General features: G+C 53.4%; 19 protein-coding genes. 9 read left to right on the forward strand and 10 right to left on the reverse strand.

Annotated features, from left to right (window positions below):
• Window position 1: 1 nt before the first annotated feature.
• The 5 genes from manD to EIP93_RS04815 all read left to right on the forward strand — a co-directional run bounded on the left by manD (window position 2) and on the right by EIP93_RS04815 (window position 6586).
• Complete coding sequence (gene manD, locus EIP93_RS04795) at window positions 2-1216, forward strand: D-mannonate dehydratase ManD (RefSeq protein ID WP_039283781.1); 1215 nt, start codon at window positions 2-4, stop codon at window positions 1214-1216.
• A gap of 29 nt (window positions 1217-1245) precedes the next feature.
• The gene (locus EIP93_RS04800) at window positions 1246-2268 is read left to right on the forward strand and encodes a Zn-dependent oxidoreductase (protein ID WP_125232358.1); all 1023 of its coding nucleotides are present in this window, start codon (window positions 1246-1248) and stop codon (window positions 2266-2268) included.
• A gap of 322 nt (window positions 2269-2590) precedes the next feature.
• Window positions 2591-3961, forward strand: a complete 1371-nt coding sequence (locus tag EIP93_RS04805) for an MFS transporter (protein WP_125232359.1) — start codon at window positions 2591-2593, stop codon at window positions 3959-3961.
• 274 nt (window positions 3962-4235) lie between these two features.
• Window positions 4236-5702, forward strand: a complete 1467-nt coding sequence (locus EIP93_RS04810; protein WP_125232360.1) for a mannitol dehydrogenase family protein — start codon at window positions 4236-4238, stop codon at window positions 5700-5702.
• 197 nt (window positions 5703-5899) lie between these two features.
• On the forward strand, window positions 5900-6586 hold the full coding sequence (locus tag EIP93_RS04815; protein ID WP_010309278.1) for a GntR family transcriptional regulator: 687 nt from the start codon (window positions 5900-5902) through the stop codon (window positions 6584-6586).
• Window positions 6587-6651: 65 nt separating this feature from the next.
• Here the strand turns inward: EIP93_RS04815 and EIP93_RS04820 are convergent, their stop codons facing one another.
• From EIP93_RS04820 to EIP93_RS04850, 7 genes are all read right to left on the reverse strand, one after another.
• Complete coding sequence (locus EIP93_RS04820) at window positions 6652-8013, reverse strand: esterase-like activity of phytase family protein (protein WP_119880040.1); 1362 nt, start codon at window positions 8011-8013, stop codon at window positions 6652-6654.
• A 33-nt stretch (window positions 8014-8046) separates the two neighbouring features.
• On the reverse strand, window positions 8047-9375 hold the full coding sequence (locus EIP93_RS04825; protein WP_125232361.1) for a phospholipase D-like domain-containing protein: 1329 nt from the start codon (window positions 9373-9375) through the stop codon (window positions 8047-8049).
• Entirely contained in the window at window positions 9368-10051 is a 684-nt protein-coding gene (locus EIP93_RS04830) for a MotA/TolQ/ExbB proton channel family protein (RefSeq protein WP_109225521.1), read from the reverse strand. The genes EIP93_RS04825 and EIP93_RS04830 overlap by 8 nt, the downstream gene beginning before the upstream one ends.
• Before the next feature lie 85 nt (window positions 10052-10136).
• Complete coding sequence (locus tag EIP93_RS04835) at window positions 10137-12377, reverse strand: TonB-dependent receptor family protein (RefSeq protein ID WP_125232362.1); 2241 nt, start codon at window positions 12375-12377, stop codon at window positions 10137-10139.
• An 89-nt stretch (window positions 12378-12466) separates the two neighbouring features.
• The gene (locus tag EIP93_RS04840; RefSeq protein ID WP_103861288.1) at window positions 12467-13207 is read right to left on the reverse strand and encodes an energy transducer TonB; all 741 of its coding nucleotides are present in this window, start codon (window positions 13205-13207) and stop codon (window positions 12467-12469) included.
• Window position 13208: 1 nt separating this feature from the next.
• Complete coding sequence (locus EIP93_RS04845) at window positions 13209-13613, reverse strand: ExbD/TolR family protein (protein ID WP_010301909.1); 405 nt, start codon at window positions 13611-13613, stop codon at window positions 13209-13211.
• Between the two features lie 310 nt (window positions 13614-13923).
• Window positions 13924-15117: a multidrug efflux MFS transporter gene (locus EIP93_RS04850; RefSeq protein ID WP_103861286.1), complete on the reverse strand. Its 1194-nt coding sequence runs from the start codon at window positions 15115-15117 to the stop codon at window positions 13924-13926.
• A 401-nt stretch (window positions 15118-15518) separates the two neighbouring features.
• Here EIP93_RS04850 and azuC point away from each other — a divergent pair, with 401 nt between their 5' ends.
• The gene (azuC, locus tag EIP93_RS23065; protein ID WP_014914323.1) at window positions 15519-15596 is read left to right on the forward strand and encodes a stress response protein AzuC; all 78 of its coding nucleotides are present in this window, start codon (window positions 15519-15521) and stop codon (window positions 15594-15596) included.
• Between the two features lie 124 nt (window positions 15597-15720).
• Here azuC and EIP93_RS04860 read toward each other — a convergent pair whose 3' ends face one another.
• The 3 genes from EIP93_RS04860 to EIP93_RS04870 form a co-directional block, all read right to left on the reverse strand.
• Window positions 15721-17586: an Svx/AvrXca family virulence/avirulence protein gene (locus tag EIP93_RS04860; RefSeq protein WP_103971866.1), complete on the reverse strand. Its 1866-nt coding sequence runs from the start codon at window positions 17584-17586 to the stop codon at window positions 15721-15723.
• Between the two features lie 309 nt (window positions 17587-17895).
• Window positions 17896-19212: a purine-cytosine permease family protein gene (locus EIP93_RS04865; RefSeq protein WP_125232363.1), complete on the reverse strand. Its 1317-nt coding sequence runs from the start codon at window positions 19210-19212 to the stop codon at window positions 17896-17898.
• 14 nt (window positions 19213-19226) lie between these two features.
• Window positions 19227-19916 (reverse strand): helix-turn-helix transcriptional regulator, encoded by a 690-nt coding sequence (locus tag EIP93_RS04870; protein WP_103942759.1) that lies wholly within the window; start codon window positions 19914-19916, stop codon window positions 19227-19229.
• 541 nt (window positions 19917-20457) lie between these two features.
• Here EIP93_RS04870 and EIP93_RS04875 point away from each other — a divergent pair.
• From EIP93_RS04875 to EIP93_RS04885, 3 genes are all read left to right on the forward strand, one after another.
• Window positions 20458-21351 (forward strand): LysR family transcriptional regulator, encoded by an 894-nt coding sequence (locus EIP93_RS04875; RefSeq protein ID WP_103971868.1) that lies wholly within the window; start codon window positions 20458-20460, stop codon window positions 21349-21351.
• Window positions 21352-21439: 88 nt separating this feature from the next.
• Window positions 21440-22600 carry a pyridoxal phosphate-dependent aminotransferase gene (locus EIP93_RS04880; protein WP_125232364.1) on the forward strand — a complete coding sequence of 387 codons (1161 nt, stop codon included), beginning with the start codon at window positions 21440-21442 and terminating at the stop codon, window positions 22598-22600.
• Window positions 22597-23523 (forward strand): AEC family transporter, encoded by a 927-nt coding sequence (locus EIP93_RS04885; RefSeq protein WP_116586091.1) that lies wholly within the window; start codon window positions 22597-22599, stop codon window positions 23521-23523. The genes EIP93_RS04880 and EIP93_RS04885 overlap by 4 nt, the downstream gene beginning before the upstream one ends.
• Window positions 23524-23638 lie beyond the last annotated feature (115 nt).

A 23638-nucleotide genomic window follows, 5' to 3' on the forward strand; every position in this document is an offset into this window, starting at 1 on the left:
CGTGAAGATTGTCAGCGCTGAAGTGTTTGTCACCTGCCCGGGACGAAACTTTGTCACCCTGAAAATTACGACAGATAGCGGATTAACCGGCCTCGGCGATGCGACGCTCAACGGGCGTGAGCTGCCGGTCGCCTCTTACCTCAAAGATCATGTGTGTCCGCAGCTGATTGGCCGCGATGCGCACCAGATCGAAGATATTTGGCAGTATTTCTACAAAGGCGCGTACTGGCGTCGTGGCCCGGTGACGATGTCCGCGATTTCGGCAGTTGACACTGCGCTGTGGGATATCAAGGCCAAAGCCGCCAACATGCCGCTCTACCAACTGCTGGGCGGCGCATCGCGTACGGGCGTCATGGTGTATTGCCACACCACTGGCCACTCGATTGATGAAGTGCTGGATGATTACGCCAAGCATCGCGATGAGGGTTTCAAGGCGATTCGCGTGCAGTGCGGCGTGCCGGGTATGAAAACCACCTACGGCATGGCGAAAGGCAAAGGGCTGGCGTATGAGCCGGCGACGAAAGGCAACTTGCCGGAAGAGCAGCTGTGGTCGACGGAAAAATACCTCGATTTCACGCCTAAGCTGTTTGAAGCGGTGCGCGACAAGTTTGGCTTCAACGAGCACATGCTGCACGACATGCACCACCGCCTGACGCCGATTGAAGCGGCGCGCTTTGGTAAAAGTATTGAAGACTATCGTCTGTTCTGGATGGAAGACCCAACGCCTGCGGAAAATCAGGAGTGCTTCCGTTTAATCCGTCAGCACACCGTCACGCCGATTGCGGTTGGTGAAGTTTTTAACAGCATCTGGGATTGCAAACAGCTGATCGAAGAACAGCTCATCGACTACATTCGCACCACGATTACCCACGCAGGCGGGATTACCGGTATGCGTCGCATCGCCGACTTTGCCTCGCTCTATCAGGTGCGCACCGGTTCACACGGGCCGTCGGACCTGTCGCCTATCTGCATGGCGGCGGCGCTGCATTTTGACCTTTGGGTGCCAAACTTCGGCGTGCAGGAATACATGGGTTACTCAGAGCAAATGCTGGAAGTATTCCCGCATAACTGGACATTCGATAACGGCTACATGCACCCAGGCGAAAAACCGGGGTTAGGCATCGAGTTCGATGAAAAGCTGGCGGCCAAATACCCCTATGACCCCGCTTATCTCCCAGTTGCCCGTCTAGAAGACGGCACGTTGTGGAACTGGTAAGAGTGGAATAGGTAATCAGAGGCCAAAATATGAAAAGCATTGTGATACAGCAGCCAAATGCGCTGGTGATTGAAGAACGTCCTATTCCGCAGCCCGCGGCAGGTGAAGTTCGGGTGAAGGTGAAGCTGGCGGGCATCTGTGGCTCGGACAGCCACATCTATCGCGGGCATAACCCTTTTGCCAAATACCCGCGCGTGATCGGGCATGAATTTTTCGGCGTGATTGAGGCGGTGGGTGAGGGCGTGGAGGCATCACGTCTGGGCGAACGTGTTTCGGTCGACCCGGTAGTGAGCTGCGGTCACTGCTACCCTTGCTCAATCGGCAAGCCGAACGTCTGTACCTCGCTGGTGGTGCTGGGTGTGCACCGTGATGGTGGGTTCAGCGAGTACGCTGCCGTACCGGCGAAGAACGCGCACACCATCCCGGACGAGATTCCTGATGAGTTCGCGGTAATGGTGGAACCCTTCACGATTTCAGCCAACGTGACCGCACAGGTGAAGCCGACGGAGCAGGATATCGCCCTGATTTATGGCGCGGGACCGATGGGATTGACCTCGGTTCAGGTGCTGAAAGGCGTGTTCAACGTGAAGGAAGTCATTGTCGTCGATCGCATTCCTGAACGTCTGGATATGGCATTACGCAGCGGAGCGGACAGGGTTATTAACAACGCATCGCTGTCATTAAAAGGCGAGCTGGAAGCGCTGAATATCAAGCCTACGCTGATTGTTGATGCTGCCTGCCATCCGTCTATTTTGCAGGAAGCGATTACGATTGCGTCTCCTGCGGCACGTATCGCCATCATGGGCTTTTCCAGCGAGCCTTGTCAGGTCAGCCAACAGGGAATAACCAGCAAAGAGATCTCCATTTTCTCATCGCGCTTGAATGCCAATAAATTCCCTATCGTAATTGAGTGGCTGAAAGAGAAACGTATCGACCCAGCAAAACTGATTACCCATCGGTTTGATTATCAGCAGGTGGTACAGGCGATTGAGGTCTTTGAAAAAGATCAAAAACGCTGCTGTAAAGTCCTGCTGACGTTTAATGAAGCATGACACGTAATTAACAACAGGGGATATATACCCTAAATAATTCGAGTTGCATGAAGGCGGCAACCGCGCGAGTCCCCAGGAGCTTACATAAGTAAGTGACTGGGGTGAGTAAGGGCAGCCAACGCACAAGCAACGTGAAGTATGACGGGTATAAAAGGAAAAACTATATCGGCTACAGAATAATATAATGATTCCTTTGAAGTAATTATTTCTCTCTTAATCACTCCAGATCGTCAATAACGGACTGGAGTGGATTGCGACACCATGATGAACGGTAATTTTACTTACTGTGCTCTACCATAATTACAAATCGTCGAGAGTATATATGAATACGCAAATAGCATCTGGACAAGATAAGCCTGTAAGAAGTACCAAGGATTTAGTCAAGGCGGCAGTATCCGGCTGGCTGGGCACCGCATTAGAATTCATGGATTTCCAACTGTATTCGCTCGGTGCGGCATTGGTTTTCCATGAAATATTCTTCCCTGAACAATCGGCGGCAATGGCGCTGATTCTGGCAATGGGAACCTACGGCGCAGGCTATGTCGCACGTATCGTAGGTGCCTTTATTTTCGGCCGAATGGGGGACTCCATCGGCAGAAAGCGCGTGCTCTTTATCACCATTACCATGATGGGGATCTGTACCACGTTAATTGGCGTGTTACCGACCTACGCACAGATTGGTATTTTCGCGCCCATCTTGCTGGTGACCTTGCGTATCGTGCAGGGGTTAGGAGCGGGAGCCGAGATTTCCGGTGCCGGTACCATGCTGGCTGAATACGCGCCGAAAGGGAAACGCGGGATTATTTCCTCACTGGTGGCAATGGGTACCAACTGTGGCACGCTCAGTGCTACGGCTATCTGGGCCGTTATGTTTTTTGCCCTCTCTAGAGAAGAGTTACTGGCGTGGGGCTGGCGTGTACCGTTCCTGGCGAGCGTAGTCGTGATGATCTTCGCGATCTGGCTGCGTATGAACCTGAAAGAAAGCCCGGTCTTTGAAAAAGTCAGTAATGATGTCTCTGGTACTGAGGAGTCGTCACCTGCTCTGGTGGTTGAGCAAAGCGAGCAAAAATCAGTACTGTCCATGTTCAAAAGCAAAGCGTTTTGGCTGGCAACGGGATTACGCTTCGGACAGGCGGGAAATTCAGGGTTAATTCAGACTTTCCTCGCGGGATATTTAGTCCAAACGCTCTTGTTCAATAAATCTATTCCTACCGATGCATTGATGATCAGCTCTATTATTGGTTTTATCACTATTCCATTATTAGGCTGGCTCTCGGATAAAATTGGTCGCCGCGTACCGTATGTTATTCTGAATATCTCGGCGATATTGTTAGCCTACCCGATGCTCTCTCTTATCGTCGATAAAGAGAATAGTGTTAACGTGATTGTCGTCAGTATTATCATTATTCATAACTTTGCTGTGCTGGGATTATTTGCGCTGGAAAACATCACCATGGCGGAAATATTCGGTGGACGCAGCCGCTTTACGCAAATGGCGATTGCCAAAGAAACAGGTGGCCTGGTTGCCGTTGGTTTTGGTCCGGTGTTAGCGGGTATTTTCTGCAACATGACCGGTTCCTGGTGGCCGATTGTCGTGATGATGATTGTTTATTCTGTGATCGGTCTGGTCGCGGCTATCTGTATGCCGGAAGTGAAAGACCGTGACTTAGATGAATTAGACGACGCGGTATAATAGAACACCACAGCGCTCCCGTTTGCGGAGCGAAAACGGGGATAATGGGATAGAAGAGTAAAGCGTTTGCGCCATGGACAAAAACGTCAGGAACGTTTTTGAACGTTGCTTGCGACGGCCCTGAAAGGGTGAATCTCAGGGATGAGATTCATATTCGCGCAATCCGAGCGTACAGGGATGTATTCACAGCGTCTTTACGATCTACCCATTATCCCCGTTCCTCTCAGGTTTCCAGCAGTTGACGTATTTTTTGAATCACCTATCAGGGATAACGATGAGTATCAGTGAATTTTCCACTCTTAAACCGCAGGTTGTGGTGCCGCGTTACGACCGACGCCTGCTAAAAACACGTATTGCGCATATTGGCTTTGGCGCATTCCACCGGGCGCATCAGGCGGTCTGTGCCGATAAGCTGGCGGCGGAGCACGGTAGCGACTGGGGCTATTGCGAAATCAACCTGATTGGCGGCGAGCAGCAGATTGAAGCCATTCGCCAACAGGATTTGCTGTGGTCGGTGTCCGAAATGGCGGACAGCGGCTGGAATAGCCGGGTCATTGGCGTAGCAACCTGCGCGCTGCATGCGGAAGTCGAAGGTATCGACGCCGTGCTGGAAGCGCTAAGCGCGCCGGATATCGCCATTGTGTCGATTACCGTCACGGAGAAAGGCTATTGCCACCATCCGGCGACGGGGCAGCTGAATAGTGAACATCCGCTGATTTGCCACGATCTGGAGTTACCCGCAGAACCACGCTCCCTGCCCGGTGTGATTCTGGCTGCCATCAAACGCAGACGGGAACGCCAGCTACCGGCATTCAGCGTGATGTCCTGCGACAATATGCCGGAAAATGGGCACGTCACGCGCAACGTGATCGTGCAACTGGCCGAGTTGCAGGATGTCGAACTGGCGCGCTGGATTGAACAGCACGTCACCTTTCCGTCCACGATGGTGGATAGGATTGTTCCAGCTATCACCGGAGAAACGCTGGAGACGATTCAGGGGCAGCTAGGTGTCGTCGATCCCGCGGGGATCGCCTGTGAACCGTTCTTCCAGTGGGTGGTTGAAGATAACTTCGTCAACGGCCGTCCTGCGTGGGAAAAAGCGGGTGCGGAGCTGGTACAGGATGTCCTGCCGTTTGAGGAAATGAAGCTGCGTATGCTGAACGGCAGCCACTCGTTTCTGGCGTATCTGGGCTACCTTGCTGGCTACCAGCATATCAGTGAGTGCATGCAGGACAGCGAACTGGTCGCGGCGGCGCATCATCTGATGCTGCGTGAGCAGGCACCGACGCTGCGTACGCAGGGCGTTGATCTCGCTGCTTATGCGGATGCGCTGTTGGATCGCTATCGCAACCGTGCGTTAAAACACCGTACCTGGCAGATTGCGATGGACGGTTCGCAAAAACTACCACAGCGGATGCTGGATTCGATCCGCTGGCATCTGGCTCGCGGCAGCCGTTTTGATGCGTTGGCGCTCGGCGTGGCAGGGTGGATGCGCTATGTCGGCGGTGTGGATGAGCAAGGACAACCGATTGAAATTAGCGATCCGCTGAAAGACTTGATCGCGGAAACGGTGCAACGCAGCTCGGAAGGCGAAAGTCGAGTCGCAGCATTACTGACGCTGACGGCGATTTTTGGTGACGATTTGCCGAAGAATCCTGTCTTTGTCGATGCGGTGACGCAGCACTACCTGTCGCTGTTAGCGAAGGGTGTGAAAGGAACATTGCAGGATACCGACTGGTAGGATGAAAGCGCGACGGCGATGGCCGTCGCGTGACCGCATTAGATAGTCGTAATCATAAAGCAACACAGGGTGAGGCGAGTGCCGACAATGCCTTATCCTGTGTCTTCCGATCTCACCACGACAGGCGTTGTAACACTGACACTCGCTGCGCTAAGCGTGTATCATAAGCGGTAAATTTCTCGGGTAAGCACAGCGGCATGGACACCTCTTTTCAGATCAACAACAACGAACCAGTCAATCAGCAAATTTATCGCGTACTGCGCAAAGACATTGTGGAGTGCAATATTCCGCCGGGTAAACTGCTGTCTGAAAAAGAAATTTCCGTGCGTTTTGACGTGTCCCGCCAGCCGGTCAGAGAGGCTTTTATCAAGCTGGCAGAGGCCGGGCTGGTGCAAATCATGCCGCAGCGCGGCACGTTTGTGATGAAGATCTCCGAGCAGCGCGTGGCGGATGCCCGCTTTATCCGTCAAGCGCTGGAGTGCGCGATTGTGCGCCGGGCGGCAGAAATGGTGACGGAAGAACAGCTGTTGACGCTGGAGCACAACTTACGCCGTCAGGAACTGGCCGCGCAGAATGAGCAGGTGCGTGAGTTTCTCAGCCTTGACGACAGCTTCCATCAGCTTCTGACGCAGATTGCCAACTGTCCGCTGGCGTGGGAAACCATCGAATCGATTAAAGCGACGATGGACCGCGTGCGTTTTCTCAGCTTGAGTCAGGTTTCACCGCCGACCAGTCTGATCCAACAGCACTACCTGATCTTTAGCGCCCTAAAAGCGCGCGATCCCGATGCCGCCGAAAAAGCCATTCGTGAGCATTTGCAGGAAATGATCTATTCGATCACGCCGATTGCGCAACAGAATAGCGACTGGTTCGAGCACGCCTGAGCGTGTTACCTAAGTGCGTTGAACAGTGGCTTCCCCGTCTCCGGTGGAAGCCATTTCTCAGAAGACTACTTCAGCGGCTGTGCCAGATGAATCACCCACAGTTCATTATCGGCTTCTGGCTTCTCCAACGGTTTGATGGCTAACGTCGTCTCGACCGCCTTGCCATCTCGCGTCAGTTTTCCATCGGCAGTAACCTGATAGTCGTCCGCTTTATCTTTTGCTTTCACTGGGGATTGCAGTACAGATTGCAGACCAAAGTCGTTGTCGTTAATGACGGCCAGCGTTTGCTTATCGACCAGCGCCAGACCTTCCACTTTCTCCTGCTGCCAGCCAAGCTTACGCAGATCCACCAACTCCTGCTTGTGCGCCAGCGTAATGCCGCGTTTTTCCAACTGGGCGAGATCGTCAAATTCTGGCGATTTGCCATCGGCATCGAACGGCGTCAGATCGCTCGCCTTGCTGAGATCGACCAGATAGATGCGGTTCTGCATCTGCTTGTCTTTGTCCGCGCCTTGCTCGACCAGCAGAATGCGCTGATTATCCAGCGCCACGATATCGCCGATCTTGGCATCCTTTGCTTTCTTATAGCTGTCGATGTTGATGGGGTAGCCCACCATGCGGCTGGTTTTGGTTTCCGGGTTAAACATCACCAGACGCGTAAACTGTGCTTTGTTTTTGCTTTTGCCGTCGATATCCAGCGTGCTTTGCACGGCCATGACGATCGTGCCGTCCGGCAAGCGGGTCAGCCCTTCAAAACCCCGATTCGGCTGACGCCATTTGATGATATTCGGTAAGCCACTGGCAACCGAGTGCTCGTTGCCCGCAGGCGTCGGCCCGAATTTTTGCAGGATCTTCCCGCTGGCATCAACGTGAATCAGGAACGGGCCGTATTCATCACACAGCCAGAAGCCGCCTTTGCCATCCGGCGTAACGCCTTCGGTATCCAGCCCACGCTGGCTGGTACTGAGCGGTTGTAGCGCGTCGTTCAGCGCCACTTCATTGGTGGTGCCAATAAAGTCTGCTGGCAGCGGTAGGCCGGTGATATTGCCCTCGGCATCGTGCAGCGGGCGGGCGTTGATCGCCTCGGCGGCTTTCGCGCTGACCCGAATATCCATCATCAGCGGCGCGTAGTCGGGGCTGGCGAAGATCTTGGCCTCTTTCTCGCCGACCAGCGGCGCATCGGCATTCGGGCCGCGATCGGTGACGGTGGTGAACATCAGGTCGTCACCCTGTTTGCCAGTAAAATAGAGGCCGGAGCCAATGCCGACAGGCAAACCGTTGGGGAAGTTCTTGGCGAATTTGCCCTGATACGCAACATGATCGCTGGCCGGGAAGGTAACGACGTAGCGTGTTACTTTTTCTCCTTCGGCCTGCGCGCTGAACGGCAGAAATCCGGCAACCAGCAGTGCTAACAACGTGTGTTTCATGCTATTCCCCATCAAATGTCATTCGGGTAGTGGCTACGGTGCGGTAACCGTGCCGCCTGTCGTGGATGAAGCGGTGTTTTCCTGTGCTTTCTCTTTCATGCCGCCCGGATTGGGCCGAGGATAATCATAATCAATGCGCAAAGGCTGCGCGTACTCGCTGTTCCACAGTTGTGTATAGAGTATGTCCACCCGCTGCGCCATCGCTGGGTTCTGAATCACCATCTCCAGATTGCGCGAGTTATCCAGATAGCCGCCGCTCCAGTTGCTGGTGCCTATCCAGGCTTTTTTGCCGTCGATGGTCATGATCTTACTGTGGATCACGCGGGCAAAAGGAATGAAGCCGCTGCTGGCTTGCGGTATCGAGACCGTTTTTATCTGGATGTTGGGTAGCACGGCGAGACTTTTCAGGTAGGCGATGTTCGGCATTTTGGTGCTCCATTCGGACACCATCAGCTCAATTTGTACACCGCGTGCGGCGGCGGTGCGAATCGCGTTATCGATAACCGCGTAGTACGGGCGCGTTTTATCCGGGCCATAAGAGAGCGGGACGTAATCCATCACCTGAATGCGAACCTGCTGTTGGGCTTCGGCCAGCAAACGAGGGAGTTCTTCTTCGGAATCAATTACGCCAGCGGGGTTGAACGCTTTGGGGCTGGCAACCAGATAGTTGCCCGAACGGTCAGCGGGTTGCGTTGCTGCGGGCAGCGGCGCAACGGTTTCGCTGTGGGTCAGTCGCGCCTGTACCTGCCAGTCTTGTTCAAAAATGGCGCTAATTTGATTAACCACGCGGGGATCGTCGATTAATAACCCCGTTTCGTGAATGTGCTCCAGCGCCCGCCAGTCAAGATTCTGGCTACCCATGTAGGCCTGTTTGCCATCAACCAGCAAATATTTAGCGTGCACAATACCGCCGCTCAGGCGTTCAAAGGGAATCACGCGCAGCTCCAGATTCGGAATCGTTTTGAGCTGTTCCAGCGTGTCCTGCGTGGAAATCTTTAGCCCTTTTTCTTCAAGCAGCAGGCGGATGCGCACGCCGCGTTCTCCGGCGGCACGCAGATGTTGTAAGACGTTATCGAAGCGTGTTCCAGCCTGATTAGCGACATAGAATTGGCCCAGTTCAATGGTGTGCTGTGCGTTATCAAACAGCGATATCCACACCGCGTCGCTGGGGCGTAAATCGGGGGCGGTCAGCGTGGTTTCCACCGGGGCGTCATACACTAATTCATAGCCGGGAATGCTATAGCCGCTAGTGTCGGCATGGGCTGACGCACTCACAATAAACAATACGCCTCCTGTCAGTAGTGTGTTGATGCCATACTTCCAGCGCTGCCACGGATGGGTGAAACCACAACGATTAAGCATAGCGCTTCTCCGCCATCGCTTTGTCTGTCACGGCATTGTCCGTCATGGAGTTGTGCGTCACAGCAGGGCCCGCTTTCTGTTGGCGAGTATGCGGCATTCCGGCACGAATCAGCAGGACTTTCAGCATTTCGTTGATGTGTTCCATCCGGCTTTGCAGGAAATTGTTACCCAGCAGGCAAACCAGCGCGATGGCGATGCCCAGTCCGGTGGCGTACAGCGCGGTGCCCATCCCGGCAGAAACCTGACTCGGGTCGGAGATTCCCGCGGCGGACAGAGCTTTGAAGGTTTCGATAATCCCCATGATGGTGCCGAGCAGCCCCAGTAACGGTGCTGCGGTGACGACCGTTTCCAGAATCCAGAGTCCGCGCGACAGTTGCGGCTTACTTTGCAGATATTGTGCGTCGATCAGGTCGTTAAGCGCATCGCGGTTTTCTACCTGATGTGACTGCGCCAGAACGGGTGTCACTGTCGCGATGGGCAGGCTGGGGCGCTGGGTCAGCGTGTCCGGCAGATCGTGGACGTGGCGAATATCCGCCGTCAGCGCGCGTTCCAGCCGTTTGGCCTGACGGCGCGTATAGGAAAAATAGAGACTGCGTTCGATGATGATCATCAGGGCGATCACCAGTGAGGCGTACATGACGTAGAAAATAATCTCGTGCAGCATATCGGCGTTCATGGCCTGATCCTTCTATTGCCTTGTTGGGCATTGTTTGTGATGAGCGCCAGCGCGGGAAACCGCGCTGGCGTATTACGTTATTGGATTAGAACGTTGCTTCCAGTGAGGCGCTGAAGGTGCGTTCTTCCCCGACGTTGTAAAACGGTGTGCCTGCCGATACGCCGTTATACGATCGTGAGTTGAAGCTCACTGAGCGCGCGGAGTCGAGGTACTCTTTATCGAACAGGTTGTTGACGCCAAAGCGTAAGGTGGCGCTTTTCACGATCTTCTTATCCACTGGCAGATAGACGCCGGCGCTGAGATCGAAAACGGTACGTCCACCGATCTTCTCGTCATTGGTCATGTCGCCGTAGAACGACCCGACATAGCGGCTGTTCACGCCGGCATAGTAGAGGCCGTCGTCATAGCCCAGTCCGAGGTTGAGCATATTTTTCGGCGCGTTGGCGACCTGCTTGCCCGTGGTGGGGAGCTGGCTACCGCCGGTGGCGAGATTGTTTTTCTGCTCGGTGTCGGTATAGGTGTAAGCCGCAAAGTAGTTGAAGTTATGAGGCAGTTTGCCGCTCCATTCCAGTTCCAGCCCTTTGTTTTCCACTTTCCCTGCGTTGATCATTTCGTAATCGCCAGCGGCGTTACGGCTGGAGATCTGACGGTCGGTAAACTGGATAAGGAACAGCGAGGCGCTCAGCAGCATGTCCTCATCCTGGAAGCGCCAGCCCAGTTCCTGATTCCAGCTCAGCTCAGGTTTGGTATTGATGGAATCGCCAACGTTATACAAGACGTAGTTGGGCGGGGTACGCATGTTGCGCGTGATGTTATAGAACACCTGATTTTCGGTATTGATGCGGTAGGCCGCGTTAAAGCTGGGCAGGAATTCGTGGTACTTCTTATTCTTTTTCTCTGCGACGTTATACAAGCTGCCGAGGTTAGTCCCGTCACGCTCTACGTGCTGATAAGCCAGACCGCCGGTGAACGTCCATTCTGGGGAGAAGAACCAGGTGTCCTGAATCCAGATTTTATGGGCAGGCGTGACGGTAAACTGGTTACGGCCTTGAACCACTTTCCCGTTCGCGTCGGTAATCTGATTCGCATCGCCGGGTTTACCGGAAACGTTAACCGGGTTGCCGTCGCTCTGGATCGGGATGAACGGCTGCGTTTGACGCTGGCGGGCACGCTCGAACCAGTAGCCGATATCCAGACTATGCTCGTCGCTAATATCCCATTTCAGCTTGGTGGTGATACCCGGTCGCCAGGTTTCTGTCCACGACGGGCGATAATAAGTGTTGGAGGTCAGGTTGCTGAGATCGTAGTTACCTGCGCGGTCCGACGTTGCGGATAACACGCTGGCGCTTCCGCTGCCAAAACTGCCGCCGTTCGTCGAGAAATAGTAGGGCTGTAACGTCAGCGCCAGATTATCGCGCAGCTGCAACTTCTGGGTGAACGTGACATTCAGTGTTTCAAAGTTATTGCGGTTGAGTTTGTAGTATTGAGAAATCTGTCCACGGCTGTTGTAAACCGGGGTCGTGGCGTAATCCATCTTACGCCCGTTTTGCTCGAACTGTTGTTTGCTCAACGTCGAATAGTTGATGGTATCTTGCTGATTGTATTTCACAATCAGGCTACTGCTGTGGCCATTTTCATGTTCATACAGGCCGTTCCACTCGACTTTATCGGCGCGGGAATAGCCTGCACCGCGCCATTTGTCGGAATCGGTATACGAATAAGAAAGCCAACTGCTGAAGCCGTTGTGTTTGCCGGTTTCCAGACGTGCAAAGGTCTTGCTGAGGTTGTTGCTGCCGAACGTCTGCTTAACGAAGCCGCCAAATTCTTTCGCCGGACGGTGGGAAACCAGCCCGATGTTGCCGCCGCTGGCACCGATGTGCGGGCCATCCATTTCTGATGAACCTTGGGTAACGAAGATCTGCTCCAGGTTTTCCGGGTCGCCCATGCCGTTCGGGTACACGGCGTAGTCACCGGAATCATTGACGGGAATGCCGTCTGATGACAGGCCGACCTGATCCGCACTCATGCCGCGCATGGTATAGCTGACGCCGCTTAAGCCGCTGGCGTCGTTGCTGCTGACGTTCAGGCCCGCAGTGTATTTTAGTTTATCAATGGCGTTGCCTGCGGCGGGCATCTTATCCAGCGCGTCTTTTGTCACGGTCGAGCGCGATTTGGCGCTGTCTTCCTGAACCATTAATCCTGCGCCGAGCGGTTGTCCCTGTACGTTGATCGTGCCGACATCTGTCGCTTCCTCCGCCAGCGCGGAGCCTGCCAGTAATGCGCCGACGACGGACAAACATACCCCAGAAAGTTTGAACGGTTTCATTTAATATCCTAGTTTTATCATTAGGTTATCTGCCAACATGCTGTTGACGTTATTTTTGCTGATTCACTCTCTTGCTCAGGTGCGAAACGCTACTGCGCCTGATAATCGAACGTGGCTAAAAAGCGTTTTGTGCTTTGTCCTGCAAAGGCATCGGCGGGGAAGGCCCGAACCTGTTTGATGCTCTGTAAGCTGGCTTGCGCGGCTCGGTTAAGCAGCATGCTGCGTGCTTTGCTGCTGATGCCTGAATCGACAACTCGTCCTGTGCGATCGACTTCCAGCCAGACTTCAACGCGACCTTCGGGACGCTCAAGCGATGCCTGTCGCCCAGTTGGGTAGCGTTTGGTTTGTTCAAGCTGCGCGCGCAGCGCCTGCGCATAGCTGTTTTCCAGCGCGGCGACATTCACCGACGGCGCGGGAGGGGCTGCCGGTGTTGGGCGCTTGGCCGGGGCTTCCGGGCGTGGCGTAGTCGGCTTGGCGGGTGTGGGCGCCGGTTTAGGTTTGGTTTCTGCCTTGGGTTTAACTTCGGGTTTAGGCTTCGGCTTCACTTCCGGTTTAGGGGGCGTAACCGGCGGCGCTTCTATAATCGGATCGGGTTCATTAACCGGAATCGGCTCGGGTTCAGGTTGTGGCACAGGTTCCGGTTCTGGCTCAGGGAGCGGTTCGGGCTGGGGAATTGGCTCCGGTTCAGCCAGCGTGAGCGCCATGACCGTTTCGTCGTAGTGCTGCTGAACTTTCAGCGGCGGCTGTTGGCTGGCGAAGAACAGGCAGGTGGCAAACACCGGCAGCGGCAACCAACTGATGGCGTGGCGTGAGCGATAGAGCTGATACATGTCACAATTTCCGGGTAGCGATAGAAATGGACGAGAATCCACCCTGACGCAGGGTATCCATGACGGCTACCAGGCGTTCAACCTCGACGCTTTTATCGCTGTTGATAATGATGGTGGTTTGCTGATCTTGCTGCTGCTGTTGCAACGTCGTCACGAGATCGCTCAGGGCCATTGGCTGCCCGTCGAGCTCAAGATGATCCTGCGCGCCAAGCGTGATGATCGCTTTCTTCTGCGGCTTGAGTTGCTGTGCGCTGCCTGCGGCGGGGAGTTGCGTTTTCAGGCCTAGCGCAGGAATAACGTTCATGCTGATCAGGACAAAGAAGACCAGCAGGAACATCATCACATCGATCATGGGAACCAAATCGATGTGGGCTTTTTGCTTCTTTGGTTCGTTCCAGTTTCTCATTACTCACTTCCCTACAGGCGCGGATGTCTGCATTTCTGAACAGGGCAATCCGCGTGGCGCCGAAACAAAGCAGCCAATATAGGTAGGGTTTGTTTAATTTTTTTTACATTTATGTGATTAATTTTTCATGTTGATACGTTTTGTTGGTAATTTTTTGTCAAAAAATAAGTTTTTTTGATGTTTTTACATCATTTATAACAAAGGGGGGGAATACCCTGAGAAAGGGAGAGGTACATGTGGTGGGCGCTCATCAAGAGAAATGAATGGCCAGTGGAATCACTGGCCGGAGAATTGTTTTTTAGCTGGAGCGTTATCCTTTTCCGCGTGGTTTCCTGAAGGCGAAAAAGAGTTGGATTGTGTTGCACAGCACCAGAAAGGCGGTGATGACGAAAACCCAGCGGAAGCCCATCAGGGCGGAGACGCCGGAACCCACCAGCGGCCCCAGTACGTTGCCCAGATACATGAATGACTGGTTATAGCCGAAGATGCGGCCTGTTACCTGCTGACTGCTGTATTTGACCAGCAGTGCCTGCACGGTTGGCATCAGTGCGCCATCGGCAAAGCCCAGCAGAAAGCGCAGTATGCCGAGCTGTGTAGGGCTTTGTACCATCGCCATGACCAGGAACAGCAGCACGCTGATCGCCAGTGCGGCGATCAGGACGCGATGTGCACCGATTCGGTCACCTAAACGGCCAAGTCGCGGTGCGGATAACAGGGCGGACACGCCGGGAATGGCCGCAATCACGCCGCTGATAAAGGCAATGTTGTCCGTGCCGGGAGCCAAATCGCGGATGAACAGCGTCAGGATCGGGCTGATGGAGCCGTTCGCCATCTGAATCATCATCGTCGTAATGAACAGGCAGATGATGAGCGCCGGATACGGCAGCGAAGCGAAGACGGCTTTTCCGCTGAGTCGATTCTCTTTGGTGACCTTAACCACGCTCTCTTTAATGGCGAAAAGCGTAATCAGGAAGCTGATAAACAACAGGCCACCGGTGATGAAAAAGACGATGCGTAGCCCGATATAATCGGCCATAAAGCCGCCGAATAAGGGGCCGAGAATAACGCCGGCGATTTGTCCTGTCGATAGCATGCCTAGCGCCCAGCCGCTTTTTTCACGCGGAACCTGTGAAGCAATCAGCGCCATCGCGTTGGGAATGTACCCGGAGGTCAGCCCCATGAGTGACCGCAGGATGAACAGTTGCCATACGTTGGTCGCCAGCCCCTGCAATGACATCACGATTGCCATGCCGAGTGCGGCGCGTAGCAGCATGAGCTTTCGCCCTTTACGATCGGCGAGGCTTCCCCACAATGGCGCAACGGCGGCTGATATGAGAAAAGACGAGCTGAAGATCAAACCGGACCACAGACTCAGCGACTCGTGCGAGTGAACGCCAAGCTGCTCAATGTACAGCGGCAAGAAGGGTAATATCTGGCTCATAGCCAGCCCGGTGAAAAAACATCCCAGCCAGGCAGAGAAGAGGTTAAGTTTCCAGGTTTCCATGGGGGTAGGAATGGGCCTTCATCAGCGAATAACCAATGGCGAAACCGTGGTGACTGCGCGTGAAAAAGTGTGCTAACCGACAGTAAATGGCGCTCAATTAATAACGGACAGTGACTAAAATTTCGTCTTTCATCATGAGCATAGCATAGCCAGTGGCGTATTGGTCACTGATGGTAATGATTCGCAACAAAAGAAAATAATCGTGGGTAAGGACGGAGTAGGGGAAAGTATTGGTGAACCTCATTGTGTGACTTGCATCACAAAAAATGTGCTTTTTCTCAACAAGCGTGTACAATTCATCCCCATAAAGCGGGGCACTGCGCCATTAAGACAAGTCATCGCTAAACAGTCATTCCATCGCTTAATTAAACAATAAGTTAAGTAAAACCAAGGTGAAAAAAGTGCGTAACTTCTTTAAAAAAATGCTGGCGGCTTACCTGAATACCTATAAAGACGTGCCGCCCGGCGCACTGTTCTAAGAGTCTGTGCTATGCATCGTATGAAACAGGCCGCCAATAGGGCGGCCTGTTTATTTATGGGGCCGACTTATTTTGAGAATCAACATAACGTGGTTCTGAGTCAGTCCCCCTTTCTGTCGTGATATTACTTCGTGCTATAGACCGGAACGGCCGTCACTTCTGGCACGGCATCGGTCAGGTAAGCACCGGCTTCGCTGCTTCTGACTTCATTCTCATCAATAAAGCCATAGAACACGCCCTGCGACGCGGAAGCACCGCGAATTTCCGCATCTCCACGCATTTGCGCATTGCCTGACAGAACAATGCCGCGCTCAAACGCACCCGGCCCCATGAAGACCGTATGCAGTCGCGCGTTATCGCGTACCACGGTATTACCCTGTAGCACCGTCAGGCCGCTGACAACGGCGCGACCTTCCACCGTTCCGCTCAGAATCGTTGCACGATCTTCAATTCTGGCGTTATCTCTCACCGTCCCGCCGATGACGCGAGCATAAGGCCCGACGTACGCGGTAGGGGCAACATTGGCTGAGTTGGATACCCAGCCGCCGCCGTTTGCGTGACGAGAACCGTTAGCGGTTGGATTCGGTGCACCAGGCTGGCTGCCTTCCGGCCAGACGCCGGTGAAATCAGCCATCCACGGGTAGCGGTAAAGGGAATAGTAAGCCTGATCCCACTTGATCTTCTGCATTTGCGACGGTGTGCCCATGACCACCATGTAAATGCCGCTATCGTCCTGACGAATAGTGAAGTTTTTCACCGTGGCGGACGCGCCGCGCTGCAATTCACTGTAGCGAGAAACGCCGTCCGAACCGACAGCGACAATACCCCAGCGCCAGTCAGAATTCGGCTGCGGCATGGTTGCCGGATCGTTTTTCAGCCCAGGTAAGCGGGTAATGGCCGATTTACTCTGCACCATGCCACGGAATTTAACGGTGATTTTCGTCGCACCGCTTTCTGGGATAAGTTTGACGATGTTGTAGCCTAACTGCTGCGGAGCCTGATCGAACGGTACGGAGAAGCGGCGAAGGCTGGCGCTGGCACCGACAACCGGCTCGAGCGCAGTGGTTCTCAGCAAGCGGTCAGCGTTATTCTGGTTGGGCTGGACCGCACCATAGCTGCCGTAGGTTGAGCGGTAAAAACGGCCACGGTCGAAACCGTCTGGATCGATGTAATCCCAGTTGACGTTGTGCATCGCCCAGTCGCCGAAGACATCGTTGAATTCAGACTGGCTCCAGCCCATGTTGGTGCGCAGGATAGACAGTGGATCGGCGGTAGACTGGCCGCTTTCGCCCCATTTCGGCGCTTTTGCCCACATATCATTGATGGCACCATAGCCAAAGCGGTTTTTCAGGTATTCCATAAACTGCCAGTTGCAGTAACGGTTACGTGTTGAACCCAGATAAATATGCGAATAGTTGACCTGCATTTCCGAGCAGTGTGCCGACGTACCGCGGAATTCATCCATCTGGTGCGTCATCCAGTTCGCGTGGGATTCCCAAATCCAGCCAACGTAGTTATCGCCCGAACTCTGGAAGCCGCCGGTTTGTCCTTGCAGCGCATGGGTAAATTCGTGCGCCAGCCCCCAGTTATCCTTGAGTGACGCAGGGCCGATCCACATTCCCATGCTGCCACCACCCGCAATCCCCCCGCTGAGCCCAAAGGTCGGGTCGATGTGAATATTGGCTTTATATTTCACGGTCTGTTTGCAATAAGGCTCGGGGAACTGAATTTGTTTAATAAACTTATCCCAAATTTGTTCCAGTTTCTGCCCTGCGGCAACCGCATCATTGCGATTAGCGTCGTTATTATTCCAGCGGAAGGCAAAGTGCTCAGTCTGGTATTTCACGGAAGGCATATCGGTGATGGAATTATCCACCTGCCAGTTGCCCGCGACACAAGCCTCAGCGGCGTTTGCCGAATTGACCATCAATGCGCCACTTAAAACGAGTAGACAGTTTAGTGGCGTGAGAAGTGTTTTTATTTTTGGCATAAATCCTTTTCCTAGCATGAATATTGCTAATCAGCCTTATTATTTCACGAGGGTGAATTCCTCGTAGATAGATAAGACCCATCCCAAGGCCATCATGGCCTATATCCGTCATACTTCAAGTTACCTGTGCGTTGGCTTTACTCGCTCACCCCAGTCACTTACTGATGTAAGTTCCCGAGGATTCACTGCGTCGCCGCCTGCATGTAACTCGAATTATTTAGGATCTATTTTGCTTAAGTGAAAAAACATATCGGCCTCTGTAAGAAGAGGCCGATTGGATTATAGATTATTTTTATCTCGTTACCTATTTCATTTTAATTTTTGGTTATGTTCGAGTTTCCTAAAATAAGCATGGTTATTGATGTAATGCTGTATTACCAAATAAAGCAGGCTGGCGGCCAGTAACGAATTAAACGCCGGTACGCCCCACTCAAAAGCTAATCCGACGATGGCACCGACAGTGCTGGCAATAATAGCCGGCCAGCCAATCAGCGGCGTTTGTGCGCTGTCGGGTAATTGGCCTTCGGCACGGCTGGTTTCTAGCAATGTCTTGTGGGTGCGCAAAATATAATAATCAACCAGCATCACCCCGATAATCGGTGGGAACAGCACGCCTAATAGCGTCAGGAAATCAATAAAGCGGTCCAGAATACCCGCTACCGAAAGCAGTGTGCCGATGAGGCCAATGACCAGCGTGATCGAGACATAGCGTAATTTCTTCCCTGTGACCCCTTCTATCGCATTGGCGATTCCCAAAGAGGAGGAATAAAGGTTGATATCGTTCACCCTCAATGTCGAAAATATCACGGCAATCAGCCCGATGCCGCCAGCCGCCTGAGACATGATCGTCACAACGTCTGCGGTATTGAGCGCACGGGCAATAATGATGGCGAGACCATTCACCATAAATTCCCCGACGATAATCGACAGCATCGTCATCCAGAAAACGTGTTTTCCTTTTTGGGAATAGCGCGTCATATCGGGCGTAATCAAACTGGCGACAATACAGCCGCCTACGACCATCGTCGCGCCAGCGCTAATGGAAATGGCTTCACCGTTAGGTGCGGAGGCGATCAGTTCAGCAATATTGTGGCCGGAGAGCGTCATGATCGAGATATAGCCGACGACGATGACAAACATCGGCACGGCGATTTTGGCCGTAAAGCGTAACGCCCTGAAACCAAAGGCAACCAGCAGCGTCAACGCAATGCCGGACATGGCGGCAGACCAGCCAAAACCGAGCTTATCCGCCATCGCAAAGTTCAGCGCCTTGGCGAATACGGCGTTCTGGACGCCGAACCAGCCGATGAGGCTAACGGCGATCACCAACCCAATCAGCACGGAACCAATACGGCCAAAGCCGCACCAGCGTGCGAGCAGGCTGCCCGACATGCCTTCTTTCATTCCCGCATAGCCCAGCCCCACGGTCACCACGCCAAAAATGGCGCTGCCAATGAAGATGGCGAGAAATGCCTGGCCCAGCGTCATTGAATGGCCGAGCACCGCACCTAACATAAACTGGTCTAGCGCGGTTAACATGCCGATGTGCACTAATGCCACATTTAAAAAAGGCAGCCGGACACTCAGCGGAACGCGGCTGACTGGGTAGTCATCTATTTTTTCCATGTAGATATATGCGCCTATATAAACTGAATGCCTTTCGTGATGAGTGAGCGGGGAATATAACCATCCACGCCAAGATTCCGACAAAATGCTTCGAACTGAGGTAGAGAGTGCGTGTCGGTTTTTTGGTACATGTTATAGACTCTGTTCTCTATTGTTTTCGGCGAGACATTCATTTTTCTGGCAATGTCCTTATTTGAAAAACGCTGCAATAGAAGAAATATAATGTCGAGCTCTGCCGGTGTAAAAACATCGGTGGTGAATTCCGTTTGTAATAAGGTGGGTTTTTGCTGATTGATATAGATCAATGGAGAACGCGAGTCTAACTGTCTGGCGCTCCACATTGTTCCAATACAGATCTTATTCCTATCAAAAATAGGAATCTTTTCGCTAACGCAAGGTGTGAGTGTTTTTTTGCCATACCAGTAATGTGTTTCGAGCACCGTCACCCGTTTCTCACTATTCTCCGTCAGCCTATCGTGCTTTTTTAAATCATCGGAGAGTTCCGCCCAACTGGCAGGGAATTCGTCATCAAAGCGGCCTTCGATATCAAATCTATCTGGTGTACTGGTATAAAAATAGGCCGCCTTGTTCATGTAAATATGCCGCGATGATAAATCCTTAATACCCCATGGCTCGCTTAAACACTCCATCATAGTAATCAGATTATGAATGTAGTCAGTCGTGTTTTCCGCTGCTGGTGACATACAGCCCTCCTTGATGGGTATTAATTAAATGGATGTTGATATTCGGCTTGGTTAATATTTCATTGAAAATTATTATCTTGCTAATTTATTGGATTGGTAAATATTCGCATATCATGATTGTTTTTTTCAGGAAAGGGTGTTTTTTACCTTTTATGGTCTTCTATTCTTGTGCTAAAATTTTAAGCAGCGAAGTTTTACGCATAAGTATATTCGATAGCGTCACAAAATTAAGCGAAATATTCGCCGCACTAGGGGAAATAATACCGAATCCTGTAAGGGATGGTATTTTGTCTTACATCAAAAAATAAAAAATACATTATTTATACGTTACTCACTGACTATTCAGCGTTTTTATATCGTTAATTCCTCTGTGTCCCCGTCAAGGTGCAGAGCCTTGCCCGGTTTATGTCAGCGAAACGTATCACTGTTTCGCTGGCATATCTCTCTCGTTCATCTCCTCCGCCTACGTATGTTGCAACCTATGCAAAAAGGCGACATTGTTACTGCTTACCCTGTTTGCCTCTATCGGAGAGTCGATCGAATGTCGTTAAAAGCCTTACGCACGTTGGTCGCGATTGCTCAGTATGGATCGTTTGCCCGCGCGGCTGAAGCTGTATGCCTGACGCAATCTGCCGTCAGCCTGCATGTCCGCAGCCTGGAAGAAGACTTCAAGGTGTCGCTTTTCGATCGCTCACGTCGCATTCCGGTACTCACCGAAGCCGGACATCGCGCAGTGGATCAGGCGCGGGATATCCTTGCGCAGTATGACGGCATTGCCGCCGAGTTAGGTGAGGGTGGGGAACTGGCCGGACGCCTGCGAATTGGTGCGATCCAGACCGCACTGGCTGGCGTTTTGCCCGCCGCGCTGGCCGCATTGCGTCGCGCTCATCCACGCCTGCGCGTTCTGGTGAATTCGGGGATGTCGGCGGAGCTGGCAATTCGTATTGATGCTGGCGAACTGGACGCCGCGGTGACCACCGAGCCGGTAAAACCCTACCCAACTGGTCTGGTGAGCACGCCGCTGTATCAGGAGGGATTCTGGATCGTTGCCCCACCAGCGCTGGCGTCTCTGGATGCCAGACAGCTCCTGCAAGATCGTCCTTTCATTCGTTTCGATCGTCGAGCCTGGGCTGGGCGAACTATCGATCGCGAGCTGCGCCGCCAGCGGCTGCGGGTACAAACCGATATGGAGCTGGACAGTCAGGACGCGATTATTCAGATGGTCGCTAGTGGGCTTGGCGTAGCGGTGATTCCACTGTCCGAGCGGGAGAAGAACCGTTTGGATAATCTGGTCTGTATCCCATTCGGCGAACCTCAGCAGCAGCGTCGTGTTGTGCTGTTGGAGCGTGAAGACCGACCAGCAGCACGCCTTGCTGCGGCGCTGGCGGAAGCGATTCGAACACAGTCTGGTGACGATGTCATCCATGAGAAATAATTGAGTTAACGTCGATTTAATCTCGTTTTTTTCTCATCAGAAGTCCCGCTATGGTAGTGCCTGTTTCGTCACTTTCAGGTACTGACTCATGGTGTCCACTTCGCAGTCCATTTCCCCTCCACTATCACCGATTTTGCAAATGGCTCGGCGAGCCGCAGCACGACGAGCCGAAGGGCATGATGTTATCGATCTGACATTAGGTGAGCCTGATTTCAGCGCGCCTGAGCATGTGATTAGTGCGGCGCACGAGGCACTCGCACAGCCGTTGACCTATTCACCGGCGAATGGTCTACCGCGCTTGCGTCAGGCGATTCGGGCGCGGTTGCAGCAGGATCGTGGGCTAACGTATGGCGATGATCAGATTGCCGTTGGCTGTGGTGCAAAGCAGATTATCTTCAATGCGTTCCTCGCCACGCTACGGCCAGGGGATGAGGTCATCATTCCTGCACCCTATTGGGCAAGCTACCCCGACATGGTGCGGATGTTTGGTGGCGTGCCGATTATTCTGCCAACGGAAACGCGGAACGGGTTTCGGCTGGAACCGTCATCCCTTGCGGCAGCGCTGAGTGACCGTACACGCTGGCTGGTACTTAATGCGCCGGGAAATCCGTCGGGTGCCACTTATGAGCCAGCGGCGTTGCTGGCCTTCGCGGAAATTCTTCGTCAGCATCCTCAGGTGCGTGTGCTCTCGGACGATATCTATGCGCACATCCGCTTTGGTTCGGAGCCTTATGCCACGCTGGCGGCGGTGGCAGAGGATATGAGAGAGCGTACGCTCTTGGTTGATGGCGTTTCCAAAGCGTATGCCATGACGGGCTGGCGCGTGGGGTGGGGCTGCGGTTCGGCGGAACTGGTTCGGGCGATCACATCGATACAATCGCAGAACTGTACGCAGACCAGCACGCTCAGCCAATTGGCGGCTATCGCTGCGTTGGAAGGGCCGCAGGATGGGTTGGCAGAACGAGCGGTAATCTATCGGCAGCGGCGCGACGCGGCATTGACGGAGTTACGCCGTAGCCCACGTATCGACGTGATGACGCCCGATGGGGCTTTTTACCTGTTGCCGAAAATTCACGGTGTGCGTGACGATAATGCGTTGGCATTGCGCCTGCTTGATGCGGGCGTCGCGACGGTTCCAGGAAGCGCATTTGGTGTTCCGGGTCACCTGCGTCTGTCTTTCGCTACCGACTTGGCGGTTTTGGTCGAAGGATGCAGACGGATTGTCACTGCGCTGGAGGCAAGCGAATGATCGTCTCGCTCCTGCTTGCGCTGTTGCCTATCGCGCTACTGATCGTGTTGGGATCGTGGTTACGTCAGCGTGCTTTTCTGACGGCGGCATTTTGGCCACAGGCTGAAAGGCTGGGCTATTACCTTCTGCTTCCCGCACTATTTCTACATGGGCTGGCGACAGCGCGTCTGGATGGCGTGCCGGTAGTGGCGATGATCCTGACGCTGGTGGGCTCGACGCTGGCTGTCGCTGTCGGGCTGGTTGCAGTACGCCGCTGCTTTCCCGTTGATGATGCGGCGTTTACCTCGATATTTCAGGGCGGCGTCCGTTTTAATAACTACGTTGGCGTGTCTGCCGCTGCCGGGCTATTTGGTGCACACGGTGTGGCGCTTGCCGCCGTCGCGAACGCGGCGATTGTGCCGACGGTCAATATTCTCTGTGTCTTGATTTTCGCCCGCTACGGCAATGCCGGAACGCCGTCATTCAAGAATATCGTGCGGCTGCTGGCGCTAAACCCGCTGGTGGTGGCCTGTGCCATCGGCATTACTTTGCAGATTACCGGGTTAGGGTTGCCACCGGGGATTGAGCCGGTAATGAAATCATTGGGACAGGCGTCGCTGCCGCTCGGGCTGCTATGCGTGGGCGCGGCGCTGGATTTCTCTGCCGCGCGTAGCTGGCTGCGCCCTGTAGTGATTGCATCATGCGCGAAATTTATTGCGATGCCGTTGGTGACGATCGTCGCCTGCCACCTCTTTGGTCTGTCTGGCCCCGCGGCGATTGCCGCACTGCTGTTTCAGGCGCTGCCGACGGCATCGTCGTCTTACATTATGGCTCGTCAACTGGGGGGCGATGCGCCATTGATGGCGGGCATCATTGCGGTTCAGACACTGGTGGCGGGCATTGCGCTGCCGATTGCCGTCCTTGGGCTGAGCGGACTGTTATAAATTCCTCGAATGTTCTTTTTGTAACAATGCCTTGCTAACGATGTGGTGATTTGTTCTTTTCTATCTATTTGTATTTTAAATGAATTAATCCTTACGTTGAAATGACAATAATAAT

This window comes from Pectobacterium versatile, assembly GCF_003932035.1.
Lineage (GTDB): Bacteria > Pseudomonadota > Gammaproteobacteria > Enterobacterales > Enterobacteriaceae > Pectobacterium > Pectobacterium versatile.

Excerpts from the sequence above, each read along its gene's own strand:
- EIP93_RS04810 (WP_125232360.1), top strand. The coding sequence starts at position 4,236 with ATGAGTATCAGTGAATTTTCCACTCTTAAACCGCAGGTTGTGGTGCCG.
- EIP93_RS04840 (WP_103861288.1), bottom strand. The coding sequence starts at position 13,207 with ATGTATCAGCTCTATCGCTCACGCCACGCCATCAGTTGGTTGCCGCTG.
- EIP93_RS04865 (WP_125232363.1), bottom strand. The coding sequence starts at position 19,212 with ATGGAAAAAATAGATGACTACCCAGTCAGCCGCGTTCCGCTGAGTGTC.
- EIP93_RS04805 (WP_125232359.1), top strand. The coding sequence starts at position 2,591 with ATGAATACGCAAATAGCATCTGGACAAGATAAGCCTGTAAGAAGTACC.
- EIP93_RS04820 (WP_119880040.1), bottom strand. The coding sequence starts at position 8,013 with ATGAAACACACGTTGTTAGCACTGCTGGTTGCCGGATTTCTGCCGTTC.
- EIP93_RS04830 (WP_109225521.1), bottom strand. The coding sequence starts at position 10,051 with ATGAACGCCGATATGCTGCACGAGATTATTTTCTACGTCATGTACGCC.
- EIP93_RS04845 (WP_010301909.1), bottom strand. The coding sequence starts at position 13,613 with ATGAGAAACTGGAACGAACCAAAGAAGCAAAAAGCCCACATCGATTTG.
- EIP93_RS04880 (WP_125232364.1), top strand. The coding sequence starts at position 21,440 with ATGGTGTCCACTTCGCAGTCCATTTCCCCTCCACTATCACCGATTTTG.
- EIP93_RS04815 (WP_010309278.1), top strand. The coding sequence starts at position 5,900 with ATGGACACCTCTTTTCAGATCAACAACAACGAACCAGTCAATCAGCAA.
- EIP93_RS04885 (WP_116586091.1), top strand. The coding sequence starts at position 22,597 with ATGATCGTCTCGCTCCTGCTTGCGCTGTTGCCTATCGCGCTACTGATC.
- EIP93_RS04800 (WP_125232358.1), top strand. The coding sequence starts at position 1,246 with ATGAAAAGCATTGTGATACAGCAGCCAAATGCGCTGGTGATTGAAGAA.
- EIP93_RS04870 (WP_103942759.1), bottom strand. The coding sequence starts at position 19,916 with ATGTCACCAGCAGCGGAAAACACGACTGACTACATTCATAATCTGATT.
- EIP93_RS04860 (WP_103971866.1), bottom strand. The coding sequence starts at position 17,586 with ATGCCAAAAATAAAAACACTTCTCACGCCACTAAACTGTCTACTCGTT.
- EIP93_RS04850 (WP_103861286.1), bottom strand. The coding sequence starts at position 15,117 with ATGGAAACCTGGAAACTTAACCTCTTCTCTGCCTGGCTGGGATGTTTT.
- EIP93_RS04835 (WP_125232362.1), bottom strand. The coding sequence starts at position 12,377 with ATGAAACCGTTCAAACTTTCTGGGGTATGTTTGTCCGTCGTCGGCGCA.
- EIP93_RS04825 (WP_125232361.1), bottom strand. The coding sequence starts at position 9,375 with ATGCTTAATCGTTGTGGTTTCACCCATCCGTGGCAGCGCTGGAAGTAT.
- EIP93_RS04875 (WP_103971868.1), top strand. The coding sequence starts at position 20,458 with ATGTCGTTAAAAGCCTTACGCACGTTGGTCGCGATTGCTCAGTATGGA.